The sequence below is a fragment of the Streptomyces similanensis genome, assembly GCF_039543625.1.
GTDB classification, from domain to species: Bacteria; Actinomycetota; Actinomycetes; order Streptomycetales; family Streptomycetaceae; genus Streptomyces; species Streptomyces similanensis.
The window spans coordinates 39964-56586 of the sequence record NZ_BAABKC010000141.1 but is presented as its reverse complement, the minus strand read 5'-3'; the positions used below and the strand labels follow the sequence as shown (position 1 = coordinate 56586).

The 16623-nt window shown below is 72.0% G+C and carries 18 protein-coding genes; 4 read left to right on the top strand and 14 right to left on the bottom strand.

From position 1 onward, the window contains the following. Positions 1-103 precede the first annotated feature (103 nt). Positions 104-1390 carry an acetyl-CoA C-acetyltransferase gene (locus tag ABEB07_RS37280; RefSeq protein WP_345672488.1) on the bottom strand — a complete coding sequence of 429 codons (1287 nt, stop codon included), beginning with the start codon at positions 1388-1390 and terminating at the stop codon, positions 104-106. Between the two features lie 87 nt (positions 1391-1477). Between ABEB07_RS37280 and ABEB07_RS37275 the strand changes: the two genes are divergently transcribed. Together ABEB07_RS37275 and ABEB07_RS37270 are read left to right on the top strand one after the other, a co-directional pair. Next, complete coding sequence (locus ABEB07_RS37275) at positions 1478-2779, top strand: 3-oxoacyl-ACP reductase (RefSeq protein ID WP_345672487.1); 1302 nt, start codon at positions 1478-1480, stop codon at positions 2777-2779. A gap of 3 nt (positions 2780-2782) precedes the next feature. Next, a complete protein-coding gene (locus ABEB07_RS37270) occupies positions 2783-3724 on the top strand; it encodes a MaoC/PaaZ C-terminal domain-containing protein (protein ID WP_345672486.1) in 942 nt (313 codons plus the stop codon). 13 nt (positions 3725-3737) lie between these two features. On the opposite strand, the gene ABEB07_RS37265 is transcribed toward ABEB07_RS37270, so the two are convergent. The 8 genes from ABEB07_RS37265 to ABEB07_RS37230 form a co-directional block, all read right to left on the bottom strand. Then, a complete protein-coding gene (locus tag ABEB07_RS37265; RefSeq protein ID WP_176150068.1) occupies positions 3738-4391 on the bottom strand; it encodes a TetR/AcrR family transcriptional regulator in 654 nt (217 codons plus the stop codon). Positions 4392-4494: 103 nt separating this feature from the next. Then, positions 4495-4794: a DUF4229 domain-containing protein gene (locus tag ABEB07_RS37260; RefSeq protein WP_176150067.1), complete on the bottom strand. Its 300-nt coding sequence runs from the start codon at positions 4792-4794 to the stop codon at positions 4495-4497. 102 nt (positions 4795-4896) lie between these two features. Beyond that, the gene (locus ABEB07_RS37255; protein WP_345672483.1) at positions 4897-5421 is read right to left on the bottom strand and encodes a GNAT family N-acetyltransferase; all 525 of its coding nucleotides are present in this window, start codon (positions 5419-5421) and stop codon (positions 4897-4899) included. 78 nt (positions 5422-5499) lie between these two features. After that, the gene (gene mqnE / locus ABEB07_RS37250) at positions 5500-6663 is read right to left on the bottom strand and encodes an aminofutalosine synthase MqnE (RefSeq protein ID WP_176150065.1); all 1164 of its coding nucleotides are present in this window, start codon (positions 6661-6663) and stop codon (positions 5500-5502) included. 63 nt (positions 6664-6726) lie between these two features. Beyond that, positions 6727-7185, bottom strand: coding sequence for an Lrp/AsnC family transcriptional regulator (locus ABEB07_RS37245; RefSeq protein WP_164583036.1), 459 nt, complete (start codon positions 7183-7185; stop codon positions 6727-6729). Between the two features lie 80 nt (positions 7186-7265). Continuing rightward, positions 7266-7937 carry a UbiX family flavin prenyltransferase gene (locus tag ABEB07_RS37240; RefSeq protein ID WP_345672482.1) on the bottom strand — a complete coding sequence of 224 codons (672 nt, stop codon included), beginning with the start codon at positions 7935-7937 and terminating at the stop codon, positions 7266-7268. Between the two features lie 68 nt (positions 7938-8005). Beyond that, positions 8006-8908: a menaquinone biosynthesis prenyltransferase MqnP gene (gene mqnP, locus ABEB07_RS37235; protein WP_345672481.1), complete on the bottom strand. Its 903-nt coding sequence runs from the start codon at positions 8906-8908 to the stop codon at positions 8006-8008. After that, a complete protein-coding gene (locus ABEB07_RS37230) occupies positions 8905-10356 on the bottom strand; it encodes a menaquinone biosynthesis decarboxylase (RefSeq protein WP_345672479.1) in 1452 nt (483 codons plus the stop codon). Before ABEB07_RS37230 ends, mqnP begins: the two co-directional genes overlap by 4 nt. Positions 10357-10563: 207 nt before the next feature. Here ABEB07_RS37230 and ABEB07_RS37225 point away from each other — a divergent pair, with 207 nt between their 5' ends. Both ABEB07_RS37225 and ABEB07_RS37220 read left to right on the top strand, forming a co-directional pair. Then, positions 10564-11169, top strand: a complete 606-nt coding sequence (locus ABEB07_RS37225) for a DUF6232 family protein (RefSeq protein ID WP_176150061.1) — start codon at positions 10564-10566, stop codon at positions 11167-11169. Further along, positions 11166-11519 (top strand): hypothetical protein, encoded by a 354-nt coding sequence (locus tag ABEB07_RS37220; protein WP_345672478.1) that lies wholly within the window; start codon positions 11166-11168, stop codon positions 11517-11519. The genes ABEB07_RS37225 and ABEB07_RS37220 overlap by 4 nt, the downstream gene beginning before the upstream one ends. Before the next feature lie 36 nt (positions 11520-11555). Here the strand turns inward: ABEB07_RS37220 and ABEB07_RS37215 are convergent, their stop codons facing one another. The 5 genes from ABEB07_RS37215 to ABEB07_RS37195 all read right to left on the bottom strand — a co-directional run bounded on the left by ABEB07_RS37215 (position 11556) and on the right by ABEB07_RS37195 (position 16514). After that, the gene (locus ABEB07_RS37215) at positions 11556-11975 is read right to left on the bottom strand and encodes an SRPBCC domain-containing protein (protein ID WP_345672477.1); all 420 of its coding nucleotides are present in this window, start codon (positions 11973-11975) and stop codon (positions 11556-11558) included. A gap of 118 nt (positions 11976-12093) precedes the next feature. Continuing rightward, positions 12094-13200 (bottom strand): c-type cytochrome biogenesis protein CcsB, encoded by a 1107-nt coding sequence (gene ccsB / locus ABEB07_RS37210; protein WP_345672476.1) that lies wholly within the window; start codon positions 13198-13200, stop codon positions 12094-12096. Then, positions 13197-15077, bottom strand: coding sequence for a cytochrome c biogenesis protein ResB (resB, locus tag ABEB07_RS37205; RefSeq protein ID WP_345672475.1), 1881 nt, complete (start codon positions 15075-15077; stop codon positions 13197-13199). The genes ccsB and resB overlap by 4 nt, the downstream gene beginning before the upstream one ends. A gap of 3 nt (positions 15078-15080) precedes the next feature. Further along, positions 15081-15842, bottom strand: coding sequence for a cytochrome c biogenesis CcdA family protein (locus ABEB07_RS37200; protein ID WP_176150056.1), 762 nt, complete (start codon positions 15840-15842; stop codon positions 15081-15083). 6 nt (positions 15843-15848) lie between these two features. Beyond that, positions 15849-16514, bottom strand: coding sequence for a TlpA family protein disulfide reductase (locus ABEB07_RS37195; protein WP_164589540.1), 666 nt, complete (start codon positions 16512-16514; stop codon positions 15849-15851). Positions 16515-16623: the final 109 nt, after the last annotated feature.

Sequence of the window (16623 nt, the reverse complement as noted above, 5' to 3'; positions counted from 1 at the left end):
GGTGGTCCGGGGCCGGGGTGCGGCCACGGGAGCCTCGGGGGTGGTCGGTGGTGGTCGGTGGTGGTCGGTGGTGGTCGGCGGGTGGCCGTGTGCTGCTGGTGCCTCAGGGGCGTTCGAGGATGGCGGTCACGCCCTGGCCGCCGGCCGCGCAGACGGAGATCAGGCCGCGGCCGGGGGCGCCGCGTTCGGCGAGGAGTGCGGCCAGGGTGGCCACGACCCGGGCGCCGGTCGCCGCGAAGGGGTGGCCGGTGGCGAGCGAGGAGCCCGCCACGTTGAGCCGGTCGCGGTCGACCGGCTCAAGGCCCCGCTTCTCCCAGGCGGCCAGGGTCGCCAGCACCTGGGAGGCGAACGCCTCGTGGATCTCGACCAGGTCGAAGTCCGCGACGCCGAGCCCGGCGCGCTCCAGCATCCGCGGCACCGCGTACGCGGGCGCCATCAGCAGCCCGTCCTCGCCGTCCGCCACGTCCCCGTGCACGAAGTCCACGGCCGCCGTCTCGTACGCCGTCAGATACGCCAGCGGTTCCAGGCCCCGGGCCTTCGCCCACTCCTCGGAGGCCAGCAGCACGGTGGCCGCGCCGTCCGTCAGGGGCGTGGAGTTGCCCGCCGTCATGGTCGGTTCGGGCCCGTCGATGCCGAACACCGGCTTCAGCCGGGCGAGTTTCTCCGGCGTCGAGTCGGGGCGGAGGTTCTGGTCGCGGGTCAGGCCGCGGAAGGGGACGACCAGGTCGTCGAAGAAGCCGCGGTCGTAGGCCGCCGCGAGCCGCCGGTGGCTGGCGGCGGCGAGTTCGTCCTGCGCCGCGCGCGGCACGCCCCAGGCGCGGGCGGTCACGGCGGCGTGCTCGCCCATCGACAGGCCGGTGCGCGGCTCGGCGTTGCGCGGGATGTCGGGGACGAGATGGGCGGGACGCGCCTTGGCCAGCGCCTTGAGCCTGGCGGCGGGCGACTTGGCGCGGCGGGCCGCCAGCAGGATGCGGCGCAGCGTGTCGTTGACGCCGAGCGGCGCGTCGCTCGCGGTGTCCGCGCCGCCCGCTACCGCCGACTCGGTCTGCCCGAGCGCGATCTTGTTGGCGGCGGCGATCACCGCCTGGAGCCCGGTGCCGCACGCCTGCTGGACGTCGTAGGCGGGGGTGCGCGGGTCGAGCGCCGAGCCGAGCACGGTCTCGCGGGCGAGGTTGAAGTCACGGCTGTGCTTGAGGACGGCGCCGGCGACGAACTCGCCCACCGCGCCGGGCGCGCCCAGGTCGTAGCGCGCGGCCAGGCCGTCGAGGGCGGCGGTGAGCATGTCCTGGTTGGACGCGGTGGCGTAGGGGCCGTCGGAGCGGGCGAACGGGATGCGCGTGCCGCCGACGATCGCCACCCGGCGGGCCCGCCGCGGCGCAAGGGAACTCATCTCGACCTGCTCCTCACCCGTGACGTAAACTTACCGCCGGTAACATTACTTCAGAGTCAGCAGATGTGAACCTGTGGGAGACAGCACATGGCCGACCGCTATCTGAGCTTCACCGGCACCGCGCCCGGCCGCTTCCTGTCCCGCCGCCTCGGACTCCCCCAACCGGCGGTGCTGCGCCGCTGGTCGCCGGAGCGTCCCGCGCTCGACGGCCCGCTGCTGCACCTCACGGCCGGCGCCTCCGACCTCGACCTGGCGCCGGTCCTGGCCCGTACGGGACTGAAGCCGGCCGAGGCGGGCGCGGCCGCCGCCGTGGTGCTCGACGCCACGGGGGTGCGGGACGTGGCGGCGCTCGGCGAGGTGCACGCCGCACTCCACCCGGCGGTGCGGTCGGTCGCCGCGAGCGGACGCGTCCTCGTGCTGGGCGCTCCGCTGGACGGCGACCACCATCAGGCCGCCGCCCAGCAGGCGTTGGAAGGGTTCACGCGCTCGCTCGGCAAGGAGATCGGCCGGGGCAGGACGGTGAACCTGGTGCGGCTCACCGACGCGCACGCCGCCGAGTCCACCCTGCGCTTCCTGCTCTCCCCCAAGTCCGCCTACGTCAGCGGCCAGGTCATCCACGTCGGCGCCGACGCCCCCACCGCGCCCGACGACTGGGACCGCCCCCTGGCGGGACGCACCGCACTGGTCACCGGCGGCGCGCGCGGCATCGGCGAGGCGGTCGCCGAGACGCTGGCCCGGGACGGCGCCCGGGTCGTCGTGCTGGACGTGCCGGCGGCCGAGGCGGACGCGCGCCGGGTCGCCGAACGCCTCGGCGGCACCGCCCTCGCCCTGGACGTCACGGCCGCCGACGCGGGCGAGCGGATCGCCGCCGCGCTGCCCGACGGGCTGGACGCGCTGATCCACAACGCGGGGATCACCCGGGACCGGCGGCTGGTCAACATGCCCGCCGACCGCTGGGGCGCGGTGCTGGAGGTGAACCTCGCGAGCGTGCTGCGGACCACCGACGCGCTGCTGGCCGCCGGTGCGCTGCGGCCCGGCGGCCGGATCGTGGCCACCGCCTCCATCGCGGGCCTGGCGGGCAACGCCGGGCAGACCAACTACGGCGCGAGCAAGGCGGGCGTGGCCGGACTCGTGCGCGCGCTCGCGCCCCGCGCTCTGGCCGAGCACGGGGTGACGGTGAACGCGGTCGCGCCCGGGTTCATCGAGACGAAGATGACGGCCGCGGTGCCGCTGTTCATCCGTGAGGCGGGCCGCCGGATGAACTCCCTGGCGCAGGGCGGGCTGCCCGTCGACGTCGCCGAGACCACCGCCTGGCTCGCCCACCCGGCCTCGGGCGCGGTCAACGGCCAGGTGGTCCGGGTGTGCGGCCAGAGCCTGCTGGGGGCGTGAGCGATGACCGACACCGCGTCCTCCGGCGGCGCCACGGGTTCCTCCGGTCCGACCGAGACCGCCGCGTCCGCCGCGCCCTCCGTAGTGCTGTCGCGCTCGCCCGCGCTCGCGCCGCTGCTGGCCCGCGGTGCGCTGCGCTCGCCCTTCAAGCGGCCCCGCCCGCAGGCCCCGTATCCGCGCACCCGGCTCACGCTGCCGTCCGTCCGCGCCGATCCGGCCCGGCTGGCCGCCTACGCCCGCGTCTGCGGCTTCGCCCCCGGCGCGGACACGCTGCCCGTCACCTATCCGCACGTCCTCGGCTTTCCGCTGGCCATGCGGCTGATGAGCGGCGCCGACTTCCCGCTGCCACTGCTCGGTCTGGTGCACACCTCGATCGACGTCACCCGGCACACCGCGACGCCCGCCTCCGGGACGTACGAACTCACCGTGCACGTCGTTGGGTTGGCGGCGCACCGACGGGGCACCGAGGCGGTCGTCGGCACCGAGCTGCGCGCGGGCGGCGAGGTGGTGTGGGCGTCCACGAGCACCTACCTGGCCCGGCACCGCACCGACGGCACCGACGCGACCGCCACGCCCGGTTCCGCCTCCGCTTCGGAGGGGCCGGGTGAGCCGTTGCCCGAGGTGGACCGGTGGGTGCTGCCCGGGGATCTGGGGCGGCGCTACGGCGCCGCGTCCGGGGACCGCAACCCGATCCATCTGCACCCGCTGAGCGCCCGCCTGTTCGGGTTCCCGCGGGCGATCGCACACGGCATGTGGACGGTGGCCCGCTGTCTGGCCGCCCACGACGTCCCGGAAACGGCGCTGATCAAGGCCAGGTTCCTGGCCCCGGTGCTGCTGCCGGGCGAGGTCGTCCACGCCGCCGACGGCACCGGCCGCTTCGCGCTGCGCACCCCCGACGGCCGCCGCACCCATCTGACCGGCGAGGTGCTGCCGCCGCCCGCCTGAACGACGCCCCGGGTCAGCCGTCCTCGGTCGCGGGCGGGGTCCAGGGCCGGCCGGCCATCAGGTCGCCCAGGCCCGCCCAGGCGAAGTTCATCAAGGTGGCCGCCGCCTGCCGGGCCGTGACGCCCTCGGTGGCGTTGGCCCAGTCGGCCAGCGACTCGGCGGCGCCGACCAGGGCCTCGGCGAGCCCGGCGACCTCCCGCTCGGGCAGGTCCGGGTCGCGATGCGCCTCCCTGGCCGCCTCGGCGATCAGCAGCGTCACGAACGCGACCAGTTCCTCGCGCAGCGCGGCGATCTCGGTCGCGAACGGTTCGCCGTGCGTACGGGCCTGGAGGTGCAGCACCGCCCAGCCGTCCGGGTGGCGCGCGGTGTGCGTGAAGAAGGCGGTCAGGCCCTCCCACAGCTGGCGGTCGGCCGGCAGTCCGGGGCGCACCCCGGCGCGCACCGCCTGGGTCAGCGCCGCCGCCTCCCGGCGGATGCAGGCGCTGAAGAGGTCTTCCTTGGAGTTCAGGTACAGATAGACCAACGGCTTGGAGACGCCCGCCAGTTCGGCGATCTCGTCCATCGACGCGGCCATGTAGCCGCGCCGGCCGAAGATCTGCACGGCGGCGTCGAGCATCTGCTGTTCGCGCACCGCCCGCGGCATCCGCCTGGTCTTCACCGCACCCATGCGCGCAAGCCTACGGTTCGCGGCGCCGGCCGCGCGGTCACCGACCGGCCGTTTACGGCCGCCGTGGCCGGATCACGAGGCCGGCCGTCCGGTGGCCGCCGGGTCAGGAGGTCTGGGACTCCGCGCGCGCCCGGTCGTCGGCCACGTCCTCGACGCCCGCGTTGGCCTCCATGTTCGCCTTCATCCGCTCCACCCGCCGGGAGACCTGGATCGAGGCGCGGTCGCGCTCCTTGCGCAGCACGACGAAGCTGATCGGGGCGGAGATCACCAGGGCGAGCAGCGGGATCCACAGGCTGTTGGAACCGTTGCGTCCGCTCGGCACGATCCCGGAGTAGACCAGGCCCCAGACGACCACCAGGCAGCCCACGAAGATCCCGAAGCGCATCAGCGTGTAGCGGAACATCTCAATCCACTCTTCCGTTCCGAGGGAGGCCAAAGGGGTACCGTCCAGTGAAGCACGACCGCCGGGTGATCCCGCACGGGGGTGCCAAGGCGGGACAAATCCTCAGGTCAGCGGCAGAAGCATGATCACGTCGTCGCGGTCGTCGCCGGGCGCCACGCGGATCGCGCCGGGCACCCGGCCGACCTCCTTGTAGCCGCAGGACGCGTAGAACCGCTCCAGGCCGAGGCCGCCGCGGCAGGTGAGGCGGACCGCCTCGATGCCGTCGAAGCCGCGCGCCGCGTCGGCGGCCGCCGCGAGCAGGTCGCGACCGTAGCCCTTGCCCTGGTGGCGCGGGTGCACCATCACCGTGTACAGCCACAGCCAGTGGGTCATCAGCCGGTGGGTGTTGAAGGTCAGGAACGCCGTCGCCGCGACCCGGCCGTCCTCGTCGTGGCCGACCAGCAGCCGGACCCGGCCCTCGGCCATCGCCACGAAGTGCTTCACCAGTTCGGCGCGGACCGCCTCGCGCTCGGCGGGCGCCACGAAGCCGACCGCTCCGCCGGCGTCGGTGACCTCCGTCCACAGGTCGAGGATGCCGTCGCGCAGGGCGCGGTCGACCGAGGGGTCAAGGGTGAAGGTAAGTGGCATGCAGCCATCGTAACCATTACAGCATCGGTGTGCGGGCAGCGAGTGGCCGCCCGCACACCTACGCATGACCGGCAGACCTCACACCCGCATCGGCTGCGGCGACTCGCGGCGCTCGGGGTCCGGGCCGTCGAACTCGCGGATGATCTCGTAGCGCGTGTTGCGCTCCACCGGGCGGAAGCCCGCGTCGCGGATCAGCTCCAGCAGGTCGTCGCGGGTCAGCTTGTTCGGGGTGCCGTAGTTGTCCGCGTCGTGCGTGATCTTGTACTCGACCACCGACCCGTCCATGTCGTCGGCGCCGTGCTGGAGCGCGAGCTGCGCGGTCTGCACGCCGTGCATCACCCAGAACACCTTGACGTGCGGCACGTTGTCGAACAGCAGCCGGGAGACCGCGAACGTCTTCAGCGCCTCCGCGCCGGTCGCCATCGTCGTACGGGCCTGGAGGCGGTTGCGGACCTTGCCGTCCTTCAGGTCCACGAAGTCGTGCTGGTAGCGCAGCGGGATGAAGACCTGGAAGCCGCCCGTCTCGTCCTGGAGCTCACGCAGCCTGAGCACGTGGTCCACCCGGTGCCGGGGCTCCTCGATGTGGCCGTACAGCATGGTGCTCGGGGTCTTCAGACCCTTCTCGTGCGCCAGCCGGTGGATCCGCGACCAGTCCTCCCAGTGGGTGCGGTGGTCCACGATGTGCTGCCGGACCTCCCAGTCGAAGATCTCCGCACCGCCGCCGGTCAGCGACTCCAGGCCCGCGTCGATCAGCTCGTCCAGGATCTCGCTCGCGCTCAGGCCGGAGATCGTCTCGAAGTGGTGGATCTCCGTCGCCGTGAACGCCTTCAGCGACACGTGCGGCAGCGCGGCCTTCAGCTCCCGCAGCGAGCGCGGGTAGTAGCGCCACGGCAGGTTCGGGTGCAGGCCGTTGACGATGTGCAGTTCGGTCAGGTTCTCCGACTCCATCGCCTTGGCCAGCTTCACGGCCTCCTCGATGCGCATCGTGTACGCGTCCTTCTCCCCCGGCTTGCGCTGGAAGGAGCAGTACGCGCAGGACGCGGTGCACACGTTCGTCATGTTGAGATGACGGTTGACGTTGAAGTGCACCACGTCGCCGTTCTTGCGGACGCGCACCTCGTGCGCGAGGCCGCCGAGCCAGGCCAGGTCGTCCGACTCGTACAGCGCGATGCCGTCCTCGCGGGACAGCCGCTCACCGGAGCGGACCTTCTCCTCCAGCTCGCGCTTGAGCCCGACGTCCATGCCCTACCTCTTTCCTGCCGTTTCCCGCCGCTTCCGGAAGTCCCCGCCCACGGTACGCCTGGATCACTGCACCTCTTCGGGCAGCTCACCCACCCGGTTCTCCCACTTGGTGGAGAGCACGATCGTGGTACGGGTCCGGGAGACGCCCTTGGTGCCCGACAGCCGGCGGATGATCCGCTCCAGACCGTCGACGTCCGTGGCCCGCACCTTGAGCATGAAGGAGTCGTCGCCGGCGATGAACCAGCAGTCCTCGATCTCGGGCAGGTCCTTCAGCCGCTGCGCCACGTCCTCGTGGTCGGCGGCGTCGGAGAGCGAGATGCCGATCAGGGCGATGACGCCCAGACCGAGCGAGGCGGCGTCCACCGTGGCCCGGTAACCGGTGATGACGCCGGCCGCCTCCAGCCGGTTGATGCGGTCGGTGACACTCGGTCCCGACAGGCCGACGAGGCGCCCCAGCTCCGCGTAGGAGGCCCGGCCGTTCTCCCTGAGGGCCTGGATGAGCTGCCTGTCCACCGCGTCCATGCGATCGAGCCTTCCCCTGACGAGACCCCTGCGGGGATCTGCGAAGTTGCCGAAGTGTTCTGAGGTGGTGCCGGTACCGCTCAGGCGGGGCGCGAGCCGCCCAGTTCGCCCTTCCAGCGGCGATAGAGGCGGTGGGGCACCCCCACCGCGTCGAGGGCGCGGCCGGCGACGAAGTCCACCAGGTGCTGGATGTGCGTCGCGCCGGCGTAGAAGGCGGGCGAGGCGGGCAGGACGGTGGCGCCCGCGTCGTCCAGTGCGACCAGCTGCCGCAGCGTCGGCCCGTTCAGCGGGGTCTCCCGAACGGCCACGACCAGCGGGCGGCGCTCCTTGAGCGTCACGCTCGCCGTCCGCTGCAACAGGTCCTTCGACAGGCCGAGCGCGACACCGGCCACGCACGCCGTCGAGGCCGGCACGATCAGCATGCCCTTGGCCGGGTACGACCCCGAGGACGGCCCGGCCGCCAGGTCGCCGGCGCTCCAGTGCCGTACGTCCGAGACGTCCGCGTCGAAGGTGCCGGGCTTGCCGTCGGCGCCGAGGGACAGCCACGCGCGCAGGTCGTCGCGCCAGTGGGCGTCCCGGAAGGAGATGCCGGTCTCGTCGAGCAGGGTGAGCCGCGAGGCCCGGCTGACCACCAGATCGACGCTCTCCCCCGCGTCCAGCAACGCGCGCAGCACCGCGGCCGCGTACGGCGTTCCGGACGCTCCGGACACCCCCACGATCCAAGGCGTGCGCTGCGTTTCTCCTGGCTTCATGATGTCGAGCCTATCCGGCGGCGTTCATGATCCGAACCGGGAGGGAACGTGATCCGAACATCCGGGGATCAGACCGTCAGCCCCCGTACCAGCAGGTCCAGCAGCGCGCACACGAACAGGGCGATGCCGATGAACCCGTTCACGCTGAAGAACGCCCGGTTCAGGCGGGTCAGGTCGTGCGGGCGCACGATCGTGTGCTCGTAGCCGAAGGCGGCCGCGACGACGACCAGGCCCAGCCAGAAGAAGGCGCCGGCGCCGGTGGCCAGGGCGTACCAGACGAACAGGGCGGTGGTGACCGCGTGGCAGCCGCGCGCGCCCCAGATCGCGGCCGGGATGCCGAAGCGGGCCGGGACCGAGCGGACGCCGATCCGGCGGTCGGTCTCCACGTCCTGGCAGGCGTAGATCAGGTCGAAGCCGCCGATCCAGACGCCCACGGCGAGCCCCAGGATCACCGCCTTCCACGACCATGCGCCGCTGATCGCCAGCCAGCCGCCGATCGGGCCCATCGCCTGGGCGATGCCCAGGATGGCCTGCGGGAAGTTCGTGAACCGCTTGCCGTAGGGGTAGACCACCATCGGGATCACCGCGACCGGGGCCAGGGCCAGGCAGAGCGGGTTGAGCAGCGCGGCGGCGCCCAGGAAGACGACGAGGGCGACCAGCGCGCCGGTCCAGGCGTGCCGCACCGACATCGCGCCGGTGACCAGCTCGCGGTGGGCGGTGCGGGGGTTGCGGGCGTCGATCTCCCGGTCGATGATCCGGTTGACCGCCATGGCGAAGGTGCGCAGCCCCACCATGCAGACGGTGACCAGGAGCAGCCTGCCCCAGTGGATCGACCTGTCCCACTCGTACATCGCGGTGAGCGAGGCGATGTAGGCGAAGGGCAGCGCGAACACCGAGTGCTCGATCATCACCAGGCGCAGGAACGCTTTGGTGCGTCCCGGCTGCGGGATCGCTGCGGAGGCGCTGCTCACAGTCCGTATTCCTTCCAGCGTCGCGTCACGCGGTCTGCGGTCTCCGGGTCGGAGACCACCATCTCCGGCCAGCCGCCGTCGCGGGTGTAGCCCTCCTCGGGCCACTTGCGGGTCGCGTCGATGCCCGCCTTGCCGCCCCAGAACTGCTGGTAGGAGGCATGGTCGAGGTGGTCGACGGGGCCTTCGACGACGGTCAGGTCGCGGGCGTAGTCGGTGTTGCCGAGGGCCCGCCAGGCGACCTCGTGCAGATCGTGCACGTCGCAGTCGGCGTCCACGACCACGATCAGCTTGGTCAGGGACATCATGTGCGCGCCCCACACGGCGTGCATGACCTTCTGAGCGTGCTTGGGGTACTTCTTGTCGATGGAGACGATCGCGCAGTTGTGGAAGCCGCCCGCCTCGGGCAGGTGGTAGTCCACGATGTCCGGCACGATGATCTTCAGCAGCGGCAGGAAGAAGCGCTCGGTGGCGCGGCCGAGCGGGCCGTCCTCCGTGGGCGGCCGGCCGACCACGATCGACTGGAGCAGCGGCCGCCTGCGCATCGTCACGCAGTCGATGGTCAGCGCCGGGAACGGCTCCTGCGGGGTGTAGAACCCGGTGTGGTCGCCGAACGGTCCCTCCGGCAGCGTCTCACCGGGCTCCAGCCAGCCCTCCAGGACCACTTCGGCGTGGGCCGGGACCTGGAGCGGGACGGTCTCGCAGTCCACCATCTCGATCCGCTTGCCGGCGAGGAACCCGGCGAACAGGTACTCGTCGATGTCGCCGGGCAGCGGCGCGGTGGAGGCGTACGTCACGGCGGGCGGGCAGCCGAAGGCGATCGCGACAGGCAGCCGCTCGCCGCGCCGGGCCGCCACCTGGTAGTGGTTGCGGCTGTCCTTGTGGATCTGCCAGTGCATGCCGATGGTGCGCCGGTCGTGCCGCTGGAGCCGGTACAGGCCGAGGTTGCGGACGCCGGTCTCGGGGTCCTTGGTGTGGGTGAGGCCGAGGTTGAAGAAGGAGCCGCCGTCCTGCGGCCAGGTGAACAGCGCGGGCAGCGCGTCCAGGTCGACGTCCTCGCCGCGCAGCACGACCTCCCGCACCGGCGCGTCCTTCACCTTGCGCGGCGGCACGTGCGCCATCGCGCCGAGCTTGCCGAACGCCTCGCGCACGCCCACGAAGCCGTGCGGCAGCTCGGGCCGCAGCAGCCCGCCGATCTTTTCGCTGATGTCGCCGTACGACTTCAGGCCGAGCGCCTTCAGCAGCCGCCGGTCGGTGCCGAAGACGTTCATGGCCAGCGGCATCGCCGAGCCCTTCACGTTCTCGAAGAGCAGCGCGGGACCGCCGGACTTCTGCACCCGGTCGACGATCTCCCCGACTTCCAGGTACGGGTCCACCTCGGCCTTGATGCGCTTGAGGTCGCCCTCGCGCTCCAGCGCCCTGAGCAGGGAGCGAAGATCGTCGTAAGCCATGTGTCCCAGTATCTTCCACGGGCCCGCCCGCCCCCGTCACCGGGGCCGCGCCGGGCGGTCCGGCGCCCGGCGGCATTCCCGGTACGGCCGTCAAATCCCCACATGCGCACCCCACTTGACGTGGAGATACGAGTTGCACCAACGGCGCGCACCGTAGTTAATGAGTGTCACTCAGTGGTGAGCGTCACTCACGTCTCAGGGGGACCCATGGACCGAACCGAGCCGCCGGGGCACTACGACATACCGCCGCCGCCCGCGGCCCCGCCGCCGGGAGCGCGCTCGGTCGACATGCGGGTCAGCAAGCGGCTGCTGTGGGTGGGCGGCGCGGCCTACCCGCTGGAGAACATCACCCGGGTGCACACCTTCGTGCTGACGCCCCGGCGGTGGGAGGCGGTCCGGCTCTTCCTGAAGCGGCTGGCGATCATCCTGTCGGTCGCCTTCGCCCTCACGATCCTCGGCGGCATCACGACCCTCGCCAGCCAGGACACCGGCGGCACGCTCGTCACCCTGGTGTGGCTGGGGGCGCTGGCGTCGATCGGCCTGAGCATCGCCGAGCTGGTGATCGTGGTCGGGGCGCAGCCGCAGTACGTGCTGGGCGTCGAGACGTCCGGGCCGTCCATGGCCGTGGTGACCTGCCCGCAGCCGCACTACCTCGACCAGCTCGTGGGCACCCTCGTGCACGCGATCGAGAACCCCGGGGCGGAGTTCCAGGTCCGGGTCGAACGGCTGCTGGTCAACCCGAAGAACTACCACTTCGGCGACAACGTGAACATGTACGGCGGCACCGGCAACGTGGGGATGGCGAAGGCATGAGCGGCGACACCTACCACTTCGGCGACAGCGTCACCGTCAACGGCGGGCGCGGCAACATCGGCATGATCAAGAACCAGGCGGCGCCCGCTCCCGCCGAGGCGGCCTCGCCCGAGCTGGAGGCGGCGGTGCGGGAGCTGGTGGCGCTCGTGGGCCGGCTGCGGACGAGCGTGCCGCCGGCCAGCGCGCGGGCCATCGACGACACGCTGCCGGACCTCACCGCGGACCCGGCCGCGCCGCCGCAGGAACGGCACCGGGCGCTGATGGCCGTCGCGGGCATCGCGGCGACGGTGGGCGCGGTGGGACAGCCGGTGATCGAGGCGGTCAACCGCGTCCTGGAGCTGCTGGGCTGACCGGTGTCCGGGCCCGGCCCGCCGCGGCCGGCGCCCTCACCGCCGGTCGCCCATGCGCGCGATCAAGCGTTCGAAACGGGTGCGCCAGCCCGCCTCCGACTCGCCCTCCGCCTCGCCGTCGCCCAGGAACTCGCGGGTGAAGCGGAGCACGGAGCCGTCCGCGCCGTCGCGTTCCAGGTGGAAGCGGACCCGGCCGCCGCCCTCGCCCACCGTGTACTCGGCCACCCGGTCGACGTCCCAGGCCGTGATCCGTCCGCTGCCCAGGTCGCGCAGGCCGACCGCGCCGCCGAGCCGCGGCTCCAGCTCGTCGACGGCGGTGCACCAGGCGGCCAGTCCGTCCGGGGTGGTCAGCGCCGGCCAGACCTTCTCCATGGGGTGGGGCAGTCGCACCAGGAAGTGCAGCAGATGGGTGTTGCCGTGGGTCTGGCTGGTGCCCTGTTCGATGGAACCGGTCATGACACCAGCGTGCCGCCATCCGGGTGAGCGCGCAGCATGGCGGAGGCCGGTTCCGGTGCCCCTTTTGGGCATCGGAACCGGCCTCGGCCGGGAAACGCTCACCGTCCGGGCGGCGGACTCACACCCCGGCGTAGGAGTGCTTGCCGCTGACGAAGATGTTCACGCCGTAGTAGTTGAACAGCCAGCAGGCGAAGGCGATCAGCGCGATGTACGCGGCCTTGCGGCCCTTCCAGCCCGCGGTGGAGCGGGCGTGCAGGTAGCAGGCGTAGGCGACCCAGGTGATGAAGGCCCAGGTCTCCTTGGGGTCCCAGCCCCAGTAGCGGCCCCAGGCCGACTCGGCCCAGATGGAGCCCGCGATGATCGTGAACGTCCACAGCGGGAAAACGGCCGCGTTGATGCGGTAGGCGAACTTGTCCAGGCTCGCCGAGGCGGGCAGCCGCTCCAGCACCGAGGTCGCGAAGCGGCCGGGCTTGCCGCCGCCGACCAGCTTGTTCTCGTAGGAGTCCTTGAACAGGTACAGCAGGGTGCCGACCGCGCCGACGTAGAAGACCGCGCCGCACAGGATCGCGGTGGAGACGTGGATGTACAGCCAGTACGAGTGCAGGGCCGGGACCAGCTGGTCGCTCGCCGTGTACAGGACGGTGACCGCGAGGCCGAGGTCCAGCAGGACCGTGGTCGTCAGGAACAGGCCGATCCAGCGCACGTTCTTCTTCAGGGCGAGCAGCGTGAGGTAGACGCCGACCGCGACGGTGGAGAAGGTGATGTTGAACTCGTACATGTTGCCCCACGGCGCCCGCTCCACGGAGGCCGCGCGGGCGACGACGCCGCTCAGCTCCACCAGGAAGGCGAGCGCGGTGAGGGAGACGGCGATCCGCCCGTACAGGTCGCCCTGCACGTCGCCGCCGTGCGCGCCGGGGCCGTCGGGCACGTCACGGGAGCCCGCGGCCGAGCGCACGACGACCTGCGGCCGCTCCAGTACGGCGGTGCCGCCGGCGGACTTCACCGCGACCGCCGGGCCCTGTGCCTTGGCCGCGCCGTCCTGCTTCGCGGTCAGCGCGGCGGCGGTGCGGGCCACCTTGCTGCGGCTGCCGAACAGCCATTCGGCGATGTAGGCGAAGAAGGCCAGGGTGTAGACGGCCATCGATGAGTAGATCAGCGTGTTGCTGATGTGCGCGAGATGCTCGTTGGTCGCCGTGGCGAGCTCGGTTGCGGCGGCGAGAGTCACTGGGTCTCAGCCCCTTCGGCGGGTACGGGGGTGTCGGCGTCCGGCCGGTCGGCATCGGCGTCGGTGTGCGTGGGTGCCTTGTCGTGGACGAGGGCGGCCAGGGCGCCGATCTCCTCGGGGAGCTTCGCGGACTCGCTGCGGCCCAGGCCGGCCACCTCGACGACCGTCACGCCGTCGGCGCCCCGCACGGCCCGCACCCACACACGGCGGCGCTGGATGAACAGGGAACCGGCCAGGCCGGCGATCGCGGCGAGGGCGCCGGTCAGCGCCCAGCCGGTGGCGGGCTGCTGGACGATCTGGAAGCCGGCCCACTCCTGGATGTCCTTCTCGAAGGTGATCGAGCCGGCGCCGTTCGGCAGGGTCATCGTCTCGCCCGGCAGCAGCCGGGACTTCAGGATGTCGCCCTTGGCGTCCTTGAACGGCTTCAGGTTCGGGTTCTTGGTGTCGAGCTGGTAGACGTTCTGCGGGGTGCCCGCGTCCACGCCGAGGTCGCCGTGGTAGCCGCCCAGCGCGAGGACGGGGAAGTCCAGCGCCGGGAACTGGGAGAACATCGTGCCCTTGCCGGCGCCCGCGAAGGTCGGCACGAAGAACGCCGAGAAACCGAGCTGCTCCTTCTTGCCCTGCGCGTCGCGGTAGCCGTCGAAGACCTTGATGGCGCCCTGCGAGGTCTCGTTGGCGTCCAGCGGCAGCATCGGCACGGCCTGGCGCAGCACCACGTTCCCCTTGCCGTCGCGGACGGTGACGGTGGGCGCGTAGCCGTGGCTGACCAGGTAGACCTTGGCGTCGCCGATCTCCAGCGGCTCGTTGACCTTGACGGTCCGGTGCCGGACCTCGCCGTCGGCGCCCTCGCTGTAGTCGAGGGCCGCCTCGAAGGTGCGCGGGGTGCCCTTGTTGGGGCCGTTGCGCTCGTAGGTGGCGGTGAACTTCTTCAGGTCGAAGCTGAACGGCACCAGGTCGTCGTCGTCGAAGAGGTTGCCCGACTTGAAGTCGTCGTACTGGGTGAGGGTGTTGGAGAAGCCGTCGCCCTCGACGATCAGCTTGTCGCCCTCGGTCTTGTAGAGCTGGCCCCAGCCGAAGGCGATCAGCATCACGATCAGCGCGATGTGGAAGAGCAGGTTGCCGGCCTCGCGCAGATAGCCCTTCTCCGCGGCGACCGCGTCACCGGCGGTGTGGGCGCGGAAGCGGCGCTGCTTGAGCGCCTGGAGCGCGGCCTCGCGGACCTCCTCGGGCGCGGCGTCGGTGCGCCAGACGGCGTACGCCGGGAGCCGGGTGAGGCGCTTGGGCGCGCCCGGCGGACGGCTGCGCAGCTGGCCGGTGAACTGCCAGGTGCGCGGGACGATGCAGCCGATGAGGGAGACGAACAGCAGGATGTAGATCGCGGAGAACCACGGCGAGCTGTAGACGTGGAAGAGGCCGAGCTTGTCGTAGAGCGGCGCGAGCGTGGTGTGGGCCTGCCGGAAGGCGTCGACCTTCATGGCGTCGGTGCCGGTCTGCGGGATCAGCGAGCCGGGGATGGCGCCGAGCGAGAGCAGGAACAGCAGCAGCAGCGCGACCCGCATGGAGGTCAGCTGCCGCCAGAACCAGCGCACCCAGCCGAACACCTCCCGGCCGGTCCAGGCGAGCCGGCCGGCCAGGCCGGGGGCGCGGTTGCCGCCGAAGGAGCCGGGGACGGACGTCTCGGTGGGGGCGGTGGACAGCTGGGAGCCGGCCGCGCCGAGGTCGTCGTCGGCGGGCGTCTCTGCGGTCGGGGCGGCCTCGCCGGGGGGCGTCTTGGCCGGGGCGGGCTCGCCGGAGGGCGTCGCGGCCGGGGCGGGCTCGCCGGGGGGCCCGGCGGGCGGGGTGTCCTCGGCGCTCGTGCCGGTTGTCGTCTTGCTCATGGATCAGATCCCCACAGTGAAGCCGTTGGACCAGGTCTGCATCTCCTGCACCAGCCGGTCCCAGGCGCCGGTGAGCAGCAGCACACCGGTCACGATCATCATGGTGCCGCCGATGCGCATCACCCAGACATAGTGGCGCTTGACCCAGCCGAAGGCGCCGAGGGCCTTGCGGAACGCGACGGCGGTGAGCACGAACGGTATGCCGAGTCCGGCGCAGTAGGCGACGGTCAGCAGGGCGCCGCGGCCGGCGCTGGCCTGCTGGAAGGAGAGCGTCTGGACGGCGGAGAGCGTCGGGCCGATGCACGGGGTCCAGCCGATGCCGAACAGGGCGCCGAGCAGGGGCGCGCCGAGCAGACCGGCGGTGGGCCGCTTGTGGAAGCGGAACTCGCGCTGGGTCAGCCAGGGCATCAGGCCCATGAAGAACACGCCCATGAGGATCATGAGCACGCCCAGCACCTTGGTGAGCGGGCCCTTCTGGTCCTGGAGGTTCTGCCCGAAGTAGCCGAACAGGGCGCCGCCGGAGACGAACACGGCGGTGAAGCCGAGCACGAACAGCGCGGCGCCCGCGGCCATCCGCCCGCGCCGGGCCTCGGCCAGGTCGGTGCCGGTGACGCCGGTCACGTAGGAGAGGTAGCCGGGGACGAGCGGCAGGACGCATGGGGAGAAGAAGGAGACGAGTCCGCCGAGCACGGCGACGGGCAGCGCGAGCAGCAGGGCTCCGCTGAAGACCGTCTGGTTGGGGTCAGAGGCTGCGGCCAGTAGCACGACGGCTCACTTCTCCGCGACGACCGGGTCGAGCATCTTGCGCAGCTTCTCCTCGCTGAGCCCCTGCAGGGCGCGCGCCGCGATGTTCCCGTCCCGGTCCACGATGATCGTGGTCGGGATGAGCTGCGGGTTGAGGGTGCCCTTCTTGAAGCGGAGCATCAGCTTGCCGGTCGGGTCGTACAGGCTCGGGTAGGGCACCCCGAAGCTCTTCTCGAACTGGACGGCCGGCTGGGTGGTGCTGTCGCGGGTGTTGATGCCGACGAACTGCACGCCCTTGGCCGCGTTGGCCTTGGCGACCGTGACCAGGTTGGGCGCCTCGGCCCGGCAGGGCGCGCACCAGGAGCCCCAGACGTTCAGCACGACGACCTTGCCCTTGTAGGAGGCGAGGTCGAGCTGCTTGCCGTCGATGGTCTTGCCGGACAGGTCGGGGGCGGGCTTGCGCTCGCCCTTCTTGACCGTCGCGATGCCGTCGGAGCCGGTGATGAAGTGCGTGTCGCCCGAGCCGCCGGAGGTGCCTCCGGAGCCGCACGCGGCCAGCGTGAGCGACGCGACGGCGCTCACGGCGGCGAGCAGGACGGCGCGCGGGCGGACGCGGGTCGTGCGCGTGCGGTGCGGACGGGACGTACGGTTCGCCCGGTTCGAGCACTGGGGGGCGCGGCTGACGACACTCATGTGAAAAGTTTCGCATGCCTGTTCCGGGGCTCTCGCCCGCCCCCCTCACGGGCGGAAAACCGCATATCAGGCGCTGTTCTACGCCCCGGAGGCGGTGCTGTGCCAGGCC